The organism is Shewanella sp. H8, assembly GCF_040285065.1.
Taxonomy (GTDB): domain Bacteria; phylum Pseudomonadota; class Gammaproteobacteria; order Enterobacterales; family Shewanellaceae; genus Shewanella; species Shewanella polaris.
Map to the genome: position 1 here is coordinate 4,233,397 of NZ_CP157213.1, position 12,420 is coordinate 4,245,816.

The window sequence follows — 12,420 nt, forward strand, 5'->3', positions numbered from 1 at the left end:
TCTTCATGTCAATATTCATCATATAAAAGCCTCTGAAACTGTTGCGAGGCAATGCTATGATGTTATTACTGTTATCGTTTCCAAATCATTCTAGAGGTATTCATGCGCCGCTTTTTGCTCACAGGTTTAATGGCTAGTACGTTGCTCATCAATTCCACTTTCGCTCACGCAACTGAACCTTCGCCGCTCATCGTCGCAACAGAACAAATAGCACTATTTGAAAACGACAGCATATTGCCTCCAATTCATCCCTGGTCTGGCGCAAGTGAAGCATTACTGTTAAGTGCGGAGCAGCCTTGGGCAACCCCATTTGAGCAACAAGGCTATGTTTCAAGCCCAAACTATCACGACACCATGGAATGGTTAGACAAACTTGTCGACAGCAGCGACGTGTTACAAAAAATCAGTATTGGTAAAAGTCCCCAAGGACGCGATATATGGATGATTATTGCATCACAAGACGGAGAATCTACGGCACAAGCATTGAGTGATAATGGTAAAGCGACAGTACTGGTGCAAGCGGGTATTCATTCTGGTGAAATAGACGGCAAAGATGCAGGCATGATGCTGCTGCGTGACATCAGTCATAGTAACAAACGCGAGTTACTTGAAAATGTTAACTTACTGTTTATCCCTATTTTCAGTGTCGACGCCCACGAACGCCGCAGCCAATTTAACCGAGTCAATCAGCGAGGACCGGTCAATATGGGGTGGCGCACCACGGCCAACAACCTTAATTTAAACCGTGACTATGCTAAGGCAGATGCATTAGAAATGCAGCACCTTATCCGTGCGATTAATATTTGGCAGCCAGATTTATACATTGATATCCATGTAACCGACGGTATTGACTACCAATATGACGTGACCTTTGGCTACAACGTTGCACAAGGCTATAGCCCAAGTATTTTTACATGGTTAGAGTCTATTTACCGTCCCGCGGTTGAACATGCATTAACCGAGCAAGGCCATATTCCGGGTCAGTTGGTATTTGCTAACGATAATACCGATATGACCAAAGGCTTGTCTCTTTGGAACCCTAGCCCACGGTTTTCCAATGGCTATGGCGATGCTCGTCATTTACCGACTATTTTAATTGAAAACCACAGCCTTAAACCCTATAAACAACGAGTACTTGGCACTTATGTGATGCTTGAACAAACCCTTAAAACGGTGGCAAAAAATAGCACTAAGCTAAAGTCTGCGATTAATGAAGACAAATACCGTAACCCAAGTAAATTAACCATTAGCTGGCAAAGTGAAACCTTAGCAGAAGGTAGAGACTTTAAAGGTATTGATTACCATATTGAGCAAAGCCCAATTAGTGGTGGCAAAGTAGTCCGCTGGACAGGTGAACCTAAGTTATATAAAAACTTACCCATTGTGGCTAACACAAAAGCAGATATCACAGTAACACGACCTGTAGCCTATTATATTCCACCACAATGGTCTGACGTTATTGAACGCTTATCTTTACATGGCATTAGAATGGCGAGATTGAAAAAAACAAGGACGATAACAGCTCAGCAATATAAATTCAGTGACCCATTATTCTCAAGTGCTGATTATGAAGGTCATCAAACCGTAACAGCGGCAACCTCCATCCATAAAATAAACGCCATACTTCCTGCGGGTACTGTACGTATTCCAACCGACCAGCCTCTAGGGGATTTAGCCATGCTGTTGCTTGAACCTCAAGCAGAAGATTCTTTGTTTTACTGGGGGATGTTCAACACTATTTTTACCCGCACAGAATATATTGAGGACTACGCAGTAGAACCTTTAGCAGCAAAAATGTTACTCGAAAATCCAGCCCTACAAGCTGAATTTGATCTAGCGTTGAAGGATCAGGCTTTTGCCAATGATAGCAAAGCACGACTACGTTGGTTTTATCAACGCAGCCCATATTTCGATAATGAATACATGAAGTATCCGGTATTGCGCGCAGCGAAATAACTTCAACGCTGAATACGCCATGAGGTTAAATAATGACATCACTCTACAGCATCAGCGCTTATAGAGTGTTGCGGTAAATCTATCCATAATTCTTGACGTTGCAACGGTGTTTGCGGCGGTAACTGTGGATTGGTTAAATCAAAGATACGACTATTACGATATTGACTCAATGGGAACATCTGGCGAGTTATGTCATGTTGCTGAATAAACTCATGCAACTTGTTTGTAGCAATTAGCCTCTCTAAACCTTGAGTTATACGTTGCGCTAAACGAGGGTTGTTATTACTGACAAAAAAATACATTGGTAGTGGGTAACGCAAAATTAATTTATCGTACACCATCAAACTCTCATTACCTCTGCTGCTTACCTCCGCATAGGCTTCATATAAACCACGAGGAAAATAGTCACAACGTTGTTGCTTCAACATACTATAAATCAATTGGAAAGTAATGACCCGCTCAATCCGATAACCGTTATATTGTAAAATATCCGAATCAGGCCATTGCGATCCTTGGCAAGCAACCAATTGTTGCAACTGCTTAGCGGTATTTATCGTTTCAAATTCAGCTAATCGGTCACGAGAAATAACCGGTACTCTAGAGCCTAATAAGCCGCCTACCAATGGGATACGAATTGCGTGAAACTCTTGTTCTCGCTCAATGGAAGTCCCTGCCCAAAATACATCTAATATGTCAGCTTTTAACATACTAAAACCACGTAACTGTGACATAGGTGAATCAATTACAACTATATTAGCCTCACCATAATCGTCAGCGGTTTGGGTTAATAACAGCTGTAATAAATCGTAGTAATATTGGTAACTTGCATTTTCTGAGGATTGAGCTGGTTGAATGCGTACTTGCTGCGCTGCCAAAGGGAATATAGAGCAGGAAATAATTAGCACAACAGAAATTAACGACTTAACCATCTTAACAACCACCATTGAAACTTTATTAATTCAGTTTATTTGCAAAAGGCAGATAGACCAAATACTAGATAGAAAAAAAGTTTATAAAAATAGGCAACTTATCGTTCCGAATAACAATTTAATTGATATTGTTCGATTAACAATAACTTTTGCTGACGAGAATGTTTCTTTATAACTATTTCGCGCTTTAACGCCGCACTTCTATCAGTTAATTGTTCTGTATAAACCAAGGTGAGTGGACCTTTACCTTTTAAATATTTAGCCGATTTGGCACCACCAGCTTGATGCTCAGCAAAACGGCGAGAAATATCCGTAGTGATACCAGTGTATAAATGTGAATTAGCGCAGCGAATAATGTACAAATACCAAGCGGAACATGTGTTTTTTTGCGACATAAAATATAAAAACCTTAAATGTGATCATAAATTTTTCGTGCCATCATGGCATACTAAGCACCATTAAAAAGTGAAAACCTATTTCAGCTAAAATACTGCTAATGTATTTTCGTTATTCATTAAGGAAGTTCTGATGTCCAATACTCAAGACCATTGCGCTCAACCAGCATTGCTTCATCCCGATCAAGCGATCGAGCAACTGTTAGCTCAAGTTGAAGCAACCCAAGATACCGATATAGTAGCATTAACCCAAGCTATCGATAGAGTACTCGCAGAAGATCTCGCATCGAGTATTGATTTACCCCCATTTGATAACTCATCAATGGATGGTTATGCATTCCGTTTTGCTGATTTAGCGACTTCACAGGATAAAACAACCTTCACCTTAGTGGGTAGTTCTTTTGCGGGGCACACTTTTAATGGCCAAGCGGTACCCAATAGTTGTATTCGTATTATGACGGGTGCCCCATTGCCTAGTGGTTTTGACACGGTGCAAATGCAAGAAAAAGCCAAAGTAATAGATGAAAACCACATTAGCATTGAACACCCACATCGATTAGGTGCAAATGTACGTAAACGTGGTGAAGAACTCCTTGCTGGCACCAAAGTATTGCATAGTGGCATTATTATCCGCGCAGCTGAAATGGGCGTACTTGCCACCATCGGCATCAGCCAAGTGAAAGTGACACGTAAATTGAAAGTGGCTTTCTTTTCCACTGGTGATGAATTACGCCCAGTAGGAAGTGAACTGGCTTTAGGGCAGATTTATGATTCAAATCGTTATTCAATTCAAGGGTTACTCAGTAAAAGCCACGTTGAATGGATTGATTTAGGTGTCATAGCAGACGATAAGGAAGCCATTCGCGGCGCGTTTAGAGAAGCTGCGGATCAAGCTGATATGGTGCTAACATCTGGCGGAGTATCGGTTGGTGATGCTGATTACACCAAACAGATTTTATCTGAAGAAGGCCAGATTACCTTTTGGAAACTTGCAATTAAACCAGGTAAACCTTTCGCCTTTGGCAAAATAGGGAATGCTATTTTTTGCGGCCTACCAGGAAATCCAGTCTCTTCGATGGTGACATTTTATAAGCTGGTGTTACCTATTTTAAATAAAATGCAGGGACTCAAACCTGTCACACCATTAAGTTGCCAAGCAAGGTTACTGAGCGACATACACAAATATCCTGGTAGAGTCGAATATCAACGCGGCATACTCAGTCGTAATGAGGCCGGCGAACTTGAAGTTGCCATTACAGGCAGCCAAGGTTCAGGCATGCTCACATCAATGAGTTTAGCGAATTGCTTTGTGATATTAGACCAAGCCCAAGGCAACACCCCCAAGGGCACTCAAGTCACCGTAGAGCCATTTAACAACGTATTGTGTTAGGAATATTATGGACTCACTCGATCAAGAGATACTCACTGACAATGAAATGCTGCGTTATAGCCGTCAGATCTCCATTAAAGCTATCGATATTGATGGCCAAGAAAAGCTTAAGCTTGCCAAAGTATTAATTATCGGTGCTGGCGGCTTAGGCTGTGCAGCAAGCCAATACCTTACTGTTGCGGGAGTGGGTGAAATTACCTTAGTTGATTTTGATACTGTAGAACTGTCTAATTTACAGCGTCAAGTATTGCACTATGATGTCAATATTGGCCATCCAAAAGTAGAATCAGCTAAACAGTCGCTTATACAGCTTAATCCCTTAGTCACCATCAATACCATTGACGCTCTGTTAGATGATGATGAGATTAATGAGCTGGTGAGCCAACATAGTTTAATTCTTGATTGCACAGATAACATGATAGTGCGAGAACAACTTAACAAGAGTTGTTTTGAACACAAAGTGCCCTTAGTGTCGGCAGCGGCAATTCGAATGGAAGGCACTGTAACAGTATTTGACTACTTACAAGACAGCCCTTGCTATCAATGTTTTAGTGCTTTATTTGGTGAGCAACAATTAACGTGTGTCGAAGCGGGTATTCTTGCACCAGTGGTCGGCATGATTGGTTGTATTCAGGCAACTGAAGCAATAAAAGTCATCACTGGTATTGGTCAAGCTTTAACGGGTAAATTGTTAATGATTGATGCGATGACAATGGAGTTTAGGCAAATGTATTTACCTAAACAACCTCACTGCAAAATTTGCAGTGTTAATCCGTAGATAAAACACATCCCTAATGTCATAGTTATGGTGCTAATGTGCTGGCGAGTGTGTAGCGCCAGAGTCGCTTAATGCACTGACAGCTCAATCAGCTGTTGGCGCAACAACCAAAGCCGCTTGAGCAAGCTTTTCTCGTTCCGCTTTAGCAATATAAGGTGATTTATTGGCAGCATGGAGCTTAGCGTTGGCTTTTTTTGCTTTTGCTTTAAGGGTTTGGTTAATTTTCTTTTTGCGATTCATATTGGTCACTTGAAATTATTTATACCCAATAATTATAATATCAAAGTGGCTAAAACCCTATTAATTCCAGCCTCTCTGTGACCAAATAACATCAATCGCGTATAGCGTTATTCTTGTAATACTACCCACAAAGCATGGATAAGCCCTGGTATAAAAAAGAAAATACATAATAGGATGTTAATTAATAAGTCTTTACCCATACCTTTTTTGAGCAACACTGCCACTGGTGGAAGTAAAATTGCAAGAATCACTAGTAATAATTTATTAGAATCCATTTTAGTTACCTTCTATAAGTTGATTAATTTAGCCCGCGTTATTATACAAACAGTATACTATACAATTTGTTAACATAATAAACACATTGTGATTCTGTTGTGATTTTTAATACCATACACGAAACGGTTTCTCCGAGCACGATACCCATCAACCATAAAGTGAGCCAAATCGTGCCAAGCCAGAGAGCCTCTGAACTGATCAGATAATTATTGGAATAGGTATTATTACCGCACCATTTTTTAGCTAAATGGTGTGGAGCTTCACAATCATTGATTCTCTTAATCCATAGTGCTGAAAACTTAAGGTGATACTTTCTTAAACCAACATTTCTCACAGCATATTAACTCACACTCAACATGCTGAGATTTAGCTATTCGCACATTTTTATTGCCGGGATGACTATCTTGTTGGGTTTATCGCTGGTGCGATAGGATGGCAGCCAAATAGTCAGTTAGCGTTTACTAGGCCATGGTAAATCATCGGGTAATTGCCATTGATTAACGAGCAATTGTTGGCATTCTGGCAACATAAACTGGCGTCCAAATAACGACGGAGTCTGGAAAATATAGTCTTGTTCTAAGTAAGTAAAATGCAAACTGTAAGCATGTAAATAACACCTATCACTCAACTCACCGCCATAAAGTTGATCGCCTAAAATAGGCACGCCGATACTGGCCAAAGCCACTCTGAGTTGATGAGTTTTGCCACTGAGCGGTTTAAGTAAATACATCCGCATACCTTGGCTGATATTGTGACTAAAAAACAGAGTTACTGCTGGGTTTTCAGTGGTTCGCAATAATTTATACATACTGCGACGCGACTTAGCCATGTCGCCAATAATCCAGCCCTGTTTCTTTTTAGGTTTACCGCAAGCAATCGCCAAATAATATTTTTGTACTTTATGCTCAGTAAACATTTTGGTAAACACATTTGCTGCTTGAGAAGATTTTGCCACAATCAACAAACCAGATGTAGGGGTATCAAGCCGATGGACCGGGTAAAGCTTATAACCTAAATCAGCTTCAGCTTGCGCTATCACGCCCGCACTGCCATCTTGACTATGAAAATGAACATAAGCTGACTTGCTAATGATAATAAAATCGGGTTGATCGCTGATCACTTGATACATAGCTTATCCGGCAAAGAGTATAGGGGAGCTTCTCAAGATTATTTAAAGTGAATACTCACCAACAAACCGGGGTGATTATCGTGTAATGAAATGGTCGCTTTATGACGAGATAAAATAGCTTTAACCATAGATAACCCTAAACCGGTTCCTTTATAATGACGGCTAGGATCTAAGCGGACTAAACGATCGAATACCCGCTCTTTATCTTCGTCAATAATACCTGGCCCGTTATCACTAATTTGAATATGCTTACCCTGCTGTTTAATACTGATTGTTGCACCGTCAGGGGAATATTTAATCGCGTTATCCACTAGATTGAACAGTGCTTGGAATAGCAAATATTTATCGCCATTCACGTAAACATCATCTTCTAGACTAATATTCAACACTTGATCGCGACTCTCTGCAATCACCTCAGCCATTTCAAATAAATCTTGGCAAATCTGTTGTAAGCTCACAGGCTGCAAATCAAGTGTTTGCTGGCCTTCTTCAATGCGTGTTAACGATAACATGGCATCAAAAGTCCCAAGACAATGATCTAACTCTTCGAGTAACTCAGCTGTGGCGTCAGCAAGCTCAGAGGCTGGCTTTTGCGACAATAGCTCAATACCAATACGTAAATGCGATAATGGCGTACGTAAATCATGAGCAATGTTATCGGTCACACCACGAACAGCACGAAGGTTTAGCTCTAAAGTGTCCAGTACCAAATTAAATTGCCGTGCAAGCATATCAAATTCGTCTTGGCTTTCACTGACAGGTAAACGCGTTTCATAATGTCCGGCTTCAATTTGTTCACTTAAGCGGTTATATTCGACCAATCGTCTAAGAATTGCTTTTGAGAAAATATAACCCAACGCGAGTGTAAGCCCCAAGGTAAACGCCACCGCCCAAAATGCCGCATTAATAAATTTCTCAATTAAGGTTGCAAGCTGATCGGTTCGGGTGGCGATCAGCACAGGGCCATAACGGGTAATAACCAGACCGCCGGTCAGAATATGCAGCTTATCTGGGCCGCCCGTGAAAATAGGAAAATCTTTAGTTTCAGGCAGTTGCGGCATGTTTTCGGGTAAAAATGTCAACGCGCCCACCATATCGACACTATTACGCCAGGCAATCAGTGCCGTTTTTGGATCGGCCGCACGAATTTGAGCCGCAAAACTGCGACGGTTTACCGTTAATGCTAACTGTTGATAGCGCTGCATTTCTGCAGCAAGGTGTTTGTCTACTTGATTTTGTTGCTCAATAACTAACTGTCGATAGAGACTAAGCACCAACATAACAATCAGTATTGTTACTAATGTCGAGAAGATCAGCGTGATACGCCACGCACTACTTTGGTAAGGCTTAATGCCTTTTACAAAGGCGATATCCTGCCCCTCTAACCGTTTCAATTAATTCACCATGGCCAAGTTCTTCAAACTTGCGACGTAACTTGGCAATGTGTACATCAATCACGTTGGTACGAGGATCAAAATGATAGTCCCATACCGCTTCAAATAATAATGTTCGGCTAACCACTTGATTAGGATGTTCCATTAAATATTTAAGCAATTGAAATTCTTTAGGTTGTAGCATTAACTCGCTATCATCAAGGGTGACTTTACGCGTTAATAACTCCATCTTTAAACTGCCCACTTCAATATCAGTGGCTGCAGGTTCAACGACATTACGTTGTGCAAGCTTCTCCGCACGCACTAATAATTCAGTAAAGGCAAATGGCTTAGTCATATAGTCATCACCACCAGCGCGCAAACCTTTTACACGTTCATCAACGTGGCTTAAAGCCGACAAAATTAGCACTGGTGTTTTGTTACCGCTGGTCCGCAGAGCTGACAATAATGTTAAGCCATCAAGTTTTGGCAACATGCGGTCAAGGATCAGTAAATCATATTGGTTATGCTTCGCTAACGTGAGACCTTCTTGGCCATCCGTCGCGCTATCAACTTGATAATTCTGAGCAGTAAATCCATCGGCTACATACTTTAATGTAGTAGCATCATCTTCAACCAATAAAATACGCATAGTCATAGAGTCTTTAATCCCATTTGAGCAGTGGTAGTGGACGGAGAGTTTCAATATCGAAAGCAATGGTATTTTTACTATCTTGATTGAGTAATTTTAATTCGAGATAACTAATTGATAAATCGTGATCCAATTCCGCCTGCGTTAAATATCCTTGTTGATTTTTAATCGCCAGAGTCACAAGTTCAGAAAACTTCATATGCTTAGCTTGGAGCAATTTTGCTGCATTCACTTGGCCAATGTCATCAGAGACATAAGCAGACGACTTTTCAGCTAACAAAGCACCGTCTAAAGCGCGATATTGGTATTTACTGATCTGGTGTTTATCTACGTTAACCATTGAAATTTTATATACTAACAAACCTTCTTCAACGTCAACATCAAAGTCACTTATTGTGCCTTCGTCTTGTTGTTCTAATTGTTCCATGACGGTTATTGGCTTCAAAAAGTCGCCATTGGTCAATAAAGTGCGCATAGATGGTGTGGCCATCACGGCACAAGGAAGAAAGCATATTGCTAGCAGCAACCGAACCATCACAAGCCTCTATATAATTGAAAACGTTATCACACGCCTACTCTACCTAAGAGCAGCCAAAGTCCCAAGAAATCTAAGATTAATAATTGATCATAAATACCATTTTATGATGTGATCGTTCGATATTACGGGTTCAGAATATGAATTTGATCGGACTTTAGTGCAATAGTCGTTTTCACTCCGGCCTCGAGCGCTAACTTACGGACTAGATGTGTAGGCACATCGGCATTGATGATTGATCCGACATCGATCACCGACGCCATTACTCTCGAAGACTCACCCATTATCAGCACCGACTCAATCAGCACTTCTAACTTATTTATGCTTTTACATAAACGGCCACTGCTAATGGTATTAAAGCGGATGCCTTGATTTGGAATAACCCAGCGAATAGTTTGCCCAATAGTTAATTTTGGGGCACTGTCGCTAACAATCAATTCATGACCCAGTGTAAACGTAGTCATGTTACGTTCAAAATCTTGCTCGATCACTTGACCGTCAAAAATATTTCTCAAGCCCATTTGCCTTGCCACCGCTTCGTCATTTGGATGAGAGATCACCTCAAACGGCTCGCCGTGCTGGAGCATTTTTCCCTGACTAATCAATATCATCTTATCGGCCAATAACAAGGCCTCATGGGTGTCGTGCGTGACCATAACTACGGGAATAGATAATTGTTGTTTTAAGCGAGCGAGCTCAATATATAAGCGTTCACGAGTTTCTTTATCTACTGCTGAAAAAGGTTCATCAAGCAGCAAGATAGCAGGCTCTCGAGCTAGGGCGCGAGCGAGTGCTACACGTTGGCGTTGTCCACCAGACAATTGAGCAGGTAAACGATTAGGAAAACCATGTAAGTTGACACGATCTAACCAATCTAGCGCACGCGGTTTACGCAATGCTTTGGGTATATGGTCAAGCCCAGAAATGACATTATCTAACGCTGATAAATGCGGGAACAAACCAAAGTGCTGCGGCAAATAGCCAATATGCCTTTGCTGAGGGGTCAAAGAAATAGATTGTTGTTCATCAAACCACACCGCATCACCACAATGAATCTGACCATGCTGAGGTAAGGTTAAACCGGCAATCATTCTAAGCAAGGTCGTTTTACCTCCACCAGATGGGCCAACGACAGCTAACACTTCACCAGCCCGACAACTGAAGTGCGCTTCAAGTGGGATGGGAAATGTTTGTGAAATATCACATGTAAGATCAGCGTTGTGAGGCGCCATGATGCCCTCCTAAACGCCTCGACATACTGGTGGTCAGTGCCAACGCACTCACTGCAAACACTAATAAAACCAGAGACATCATTCCAGCCGAATCAAAATCGAATGCCTGCACACTATCATAAATCGATATTGAGATGGTTTTGGTTTCACCTGCAATGTTTCCACCCAACATTAACACTACACCAAATTCACCCAAAACATGGGAAAAACATAGCACCACGGCCGTTAATACACCAGGCCAAACCATGGGTAGTTCTACTCGGAAAAAGATACGCAATCGGCTCATGCCGCAACACGCAGCTGCATCGCGAATATCGATAGGAATGGTTTCAAACGCACGCTGAATCGGCTGAACGGCAAAGGGAATATTGACGATAATAGAGGCTATCACTAAGCCAGAAAAATGAAATACCAGTTGTTGCCCAGTTAACTGCTCAACCCATTGACCAATAATGCTCTGGTTACCTAAACCTACCAATAAGTAATAACCTATGACCGTAGGTGGCAACACTAATGGCACCATGATTAAGGCTTCGAGCCATGATTTACCTTTAAACTGGCGATAAGCTAATTCGCGGCCGACAAAAATGGCCAGTGGAATGAGTAAAATCACCGTAAAACAGCTCAATTTGACCGACAACCACAGAGCTTGCCAATCCATTAATCCACCTTACTAACAACATGTACGGGTAAATTAAACCCAAATTGAGAGAGAACTTCCTGTGCATCAGGTGATTGCATATATTGATAAAAACGTTCTGCCGTTTCAGAAGCATTGGGCATTAATGCCATACGTTGATTAATCGGTTGATACAGAGCATCGGGGATCACGACATAGTTACCACGCTTAATAAACTCAGGCGTTAGCGCCAATGATAATGGTACGATTCCTCCTTGGGTTGATCCACTGATGGTAAACTGGGCGGCTTGTGAGGCATTTTCGCCTAAAATTAATTTAGGCTGCACCGCATCCCATAAACCTTTCGCTTTAAGGACTTCTCGGGCACGCTCACCATAAGGAGCATGATCAGGATTGGCAATCGCAAACCGCGACAATTTACCATCGTTGATTAATTGCGTTAATCCAACTAATTCAGGGTCCAAAATGAGTGGTGATGATTTAGGCGCAGCCAATGCTAATCGCCCAATGGCATAAATAATGCCTTTATTTTGAGTCAAGCCAGCTTGATGCAGAATATCAATATAATCTTCATCAGCACTGAGCATTAATTCAAAAGGAGCACCATGCTTAATCTGAGTGACAAAATTGCCTGATGAACCATAACTGAGTCTTACAGATAGCCCCGTTTGCTGCTGAAAGCGTGTGGCAATTTCAGCCACAGCAAACTGAATATTTGCAGCGGCGGCAATAGCTGGTGTGTCACTGGCTATGCTTGCTGAACTAAATCCAACTAAACTAATAATCGCAAGTAACGCCGAGATACCGCCAGTATAAAACTTCAACGAAAGCCGATTAAAAAAATGAATCATGGTATTGATGAAATACATTGAAGATTTACCCTCGCTATTTACGA

Annotated in this window: 14 protein-coding genes; 3 read left to right on the forward strand and 11 right to left on the reverse strand. The window is 41.5% G+C overall.

The window, feature by feature from the left end; all coding sequences use genetic code 11:
- The first annotated feature begins 102 nt into the window (after positions 1–102).
- Entirely contained in the window at positions 103–1,956 is a 1,854-nt protein-coding gene (locus tag ABIS04_RS18385; protein ID WP_350432017.1) for a M14 family metallopeptidase, read from the forward strand.
- A gap of 38 nt (positions 1,957–1,994) precedes the next feature.
- On the opposite strand, the gene ABIS04_RS18390 is transcribed toward ABIS04_RS18385, so the two are convergent.
- Both ABIS04_RS18390 and ABIS04_RS18395 read right to left on the reverse strand, forming a co-directional pair.
- Positions 1,995–2,885 carry a hypothetical protein gene (locus ABIS04_RS18390; RefSeq protein WP_350432018.1) on the reverse strand — a complete coding sequence of 297 codons (891 nt, stop codon included), beginning with the start codon at positions 2,883–2,885 and terminating at the stop codon, positions 1,995–1,997.
- A gap of 98 nt (positions 2,886–2,983) precedes the next feature.
- Positions 2,984–3,280 (reverse strand): GIY-YIG nuclease family protein, encoded by a 297-nt coding sequence (locus ABIS04_RS18395; protein ID WP_140235365.1) that lies wholly within the window; start codon positions 3,278–3,280, stop codon positions 2,984–2,986.
- A gap of 133 nt (positions 3,281–3,413) precedes the next feature.
- Between ABIS04_RS18395 and glp the strand changes: the two genes are divergently transcribed.
- A complete protein-coding gene (gene glp, locus ABIS04_RS18400; protein WP_350432019.1) occupies positions 3,414–4,670 on the forward strand; it encodes a gephyrin-like molybdotransferase Glp in 1,257 nt (418 codons plus the stop codon).
- 7 nt (positions 4,671–4,677) lie between these two features.
- Entirely contained in the window at positions 4,678–5,448 is a 771-nt protein-coding gene (gene moeB / locus ABIS04_RS18405) for a molybdopterin-synthase adenylyltransferase MoeB (RefSeq protein WP_350432020.1), read from the forward strand.
- A gap of 84 nt (positions 5,449–5,532) precedes the next feature.
- Here the strand turns inward: moeB and ABIS04_RS18410 are convergent, their stop codons facing one another.
- The 9 genes from ABIS04_RS18410 to modA all read right to left on the reverse strand — a co-directional run bounded on the left by ABIS04_RS18410 (position 5,533) and on the right by modA (position 12,394).
- Positions 5,533–5,688: a DUF2986 domain-containing protein gene (locus tag ABIS04_RS18410; RefSeq protein ID WP_140235368.1), complete on the reverse strand. Its 156-nt coding sequence runs from the start codon at positions 5,686–5,688 to the stop codon at positions 5,533–5,535.
- A 107-nt stretch (positions 5,689–5,795) separates the two neighbouring features.
- Complete coding sequence (locus ABIS04_RS18415; protein ID WP_137224622.1) at positions 5,796–5,963, reverse strand: YqaE/Pmp3 family membrane protein; 168 nt, start codon at positions 5,961–5,963, stop codon at positions 5,796–5,798.
- Positions 5,964–6,415: 452 nt separating this feature from the next.
- Complete coding sequence (locus ABIS04_RS18420) at positions 6,416–7,093, reverse strand: TIGR01621 family pseudouridine synthase (RefSeq protein ID WP_350432021.1); 678 nt, start codon at positions 7,091–7,093, stop codon at positions 6,416–6,418.
- Between the two features lie 38 nt (positions 7,094–7,131).
- Entirely contained in the window at positions 7,132–8,373 is a 1,242-nt protein-coding gene (locus ABIS04_RS18425) for a HAMP domain-containing sensor histidine kinase (RefSeq protein ID WP_137227387.1), read from the reverse strand.
- Between the two features lie 67 nt (positions 8,374–8,440).
- Positions 8,441–9,118 carry a response regulator transcription factor gene (locus ABIS04_RS18430; protein WP_140235651.1) on the reverse strand — a complete coding sequence of 226 codons (678 nt, stop codon included), beginning with the start codon at positions 9,116–9,118 and terminating at the stop codon, positions 8,441–8,443.
- Positions 9,119–9,131: 13 nt separating this feature from the next.
- On the reverse strand, positions 9,132–9,608 hold the full coding sequence (locus tag ABIS04_RS18435; protein ID WP_254693629.1) for a hypothetical protein: 477 nt from the start codon (positions 9,606–9,608) through the stop codon (positions 9,132–9,134).
- Between the two features lie 170 nt (positions 9,609–9,778).
- Positions 9,779–10,885 carry an ABC transporter ATP-binding protein gene (locus ABIS04_RS18440; RefSeq protein WP_140235370.1) on the reverse strand — a complete coding sequence of 369 codons (1,107 nt, stop codon included), beginning with the start codon at positions 10,883–10,885 and terminating at the stop codon, positions 9,779–9,781.
- Positions 10,866–11,546 (reverse strand): molybdate ABC transporter permease subunit, encoded by a 681-nt coding sequence (modB, locus tag ABIS04_RS18445; protein ID WP_137224613.1) that lies wholly within the window; start codon positions 11,544–11,546, stop codon positions 10,866–10,868. The genes ABIS04_RS18440 and modB overlap by 20 nt, the downstream gene beginning before the upstream one ends.
- Entirely contained in the window at positions 11,546–12,394 is an 849-nt protein-coding gene (gene modA / locus ABIS04_RS18450; protein ID WP_350432023.1) for a molybdate ABC transporter substrate-binding protein, read from the reverse strand. The genes modB and modA overlap by 1 nt, the downstream gene beginning before the upstream one ends.
- Between the last annotated feature and the right edge of the window lie 26 nt (positions 12,395–12,420).

Bases quoted from the DNA above. Each gene is read 5' to 3' on its own strand.
- modB (WP_137224613.1), bottom strand. From the start codon at position 11,546: ATGGATTGGCAAGCTCTGTGGTTGTCGGTCAAATTGAGCTGTTTTACG.
- ABIS04_RS18420 (WP_350432021.1), bottom strand. From the start codon at position 7,093: ATGTATCAAGTGATCAGCGATCAACCCGATTTTATTATCATTAGCAAG.
- ABIS04_RS18415 (WP_137224622.1), bottom strand. From the start codon at position 5,963: ATGGATTCTAATAAATTATTACTAGTGATTCTTGCAATTTTACTTCCA.
- ABIS04_RS18390 (WP_350432018.1), bottom strand. From the start codon at position 2,885: ATGGTTAAGTCGTTAATTTCTGTTGTGCTAATTATTTCCTGCTCTATA.
- ABIS04_RS18430 (WP_140235651.1), bottom strand. From the start codon at position 9,118: ATGCGTATTTTATTGGTTGAAGATGATGCTACTACATTAAAGTATGTA.
- ABIS04_RS18395 (WP_140235365.1), bottom strand. From the start codon at position 3,280: ATGTCGCAAAAAAACACATGTTCCGCTTGGTATTTGTACATTATTCGC.
- ABIS04_RS18435 (WP_254693629.1), bottom strand. From the start codon at position 9,608: ATGGCCACACCATCTATGCGCACTTTATTGACCAATGGCGACTTTTTG.
- ABIS04_RS18440 (WP_140235370.1), bottom strand. From the start codon at position 10,885: ATGGCGCCTCACAACGCTGATCTTACATGTGATATTTCACAAACATTT.
- ABIS04_RS18425 (WP_137227387.1), bottom strand. From the start codon at position 8,373: ATGTTGGTGCTTAGTCTCTATCGACAGTTAGTTATTGAGCAACAAAAT.
- glp (WP_350432019.1), top strand. From the start codon at position 3,414: ATGTCCAATACTCAAGACCATTGCGCTCAACCAGCATTGCTTCATCCC.
- ABIS04_RS18385 (WP_350432017.1), top strand. From the start codon at position 103: ATGCGCCGCTTTTTGCTCACAGGTTTAATGGCTAGTACGTTGCTCATC.
- modA (WP_350432023.1), bottom strand. From the start codon at position 12,394: ATGTATTTCATCAATACCATGATTCATTTTTTTAATCGGCTTTCGTTG.
- moeB (WP_350432020.1), top strand. From the start codon at position 4,678: ATGGACTCACTCGATCAAGAGATACTCACTGACAATGAAATGCTGCGT.
- ABIS04_RS18410 (WP_140235368.1), bottom strand. From the start codon at position 5,688: ATGAATCGCAAAAAGAAAATTAACCAAACCCTTAAAGCAAAAGCAAAA.